The sequence below is a fragment of the Acinetobacter sp. ANC_7634 genome (genome assembly GCF_056779875.1).
In genome coordinates, this window is sequence record NZ_JBWYIT010000039.1 from 1 (window position 1) to 369 (window position 369).

Sequence of the window (369 nt, forward strand, 5' to 3'; positions counted from 1 at the left end):
TGCTACAACGCAGCCAATGGACACCAAAACACAAGACAGACACCAACCAAGCAACCCACAAGGACCAAGAACGCCAAGCCAGCGAACTCATCCTACAACGACGCAACATCAAAACCGTACCCGAATACAACCCACTACAACATCGACCTAGCACCCATCCGCAACGCGCCAAAGTGGTGGGACCTGCAGGAGAAGAAATCCATGTCGATGAATGGGGACGCATCAAAGTACGCTTCCTGTTTACCCGAGCAGAAGACCACCAATTTGATGGCGGTGCAGGCAGTAACAACAACGATACCGATTCAGCTTGGGTCGATGTACTGACCCCATGGGCAGGCGAAGGCTATGGCGCACGCTTCCTTCCTCGAA

General features: G+C 53.1%; 1 pseudogene. It reads left to right on the forward strand.

The features are described 5' to 3' along the window. Positions 1 to 369, forward strand: a pseudogene (locus AC1M9A_RS14430) (type VI secretion system tip protein VgrG); the annotation flags it as partial.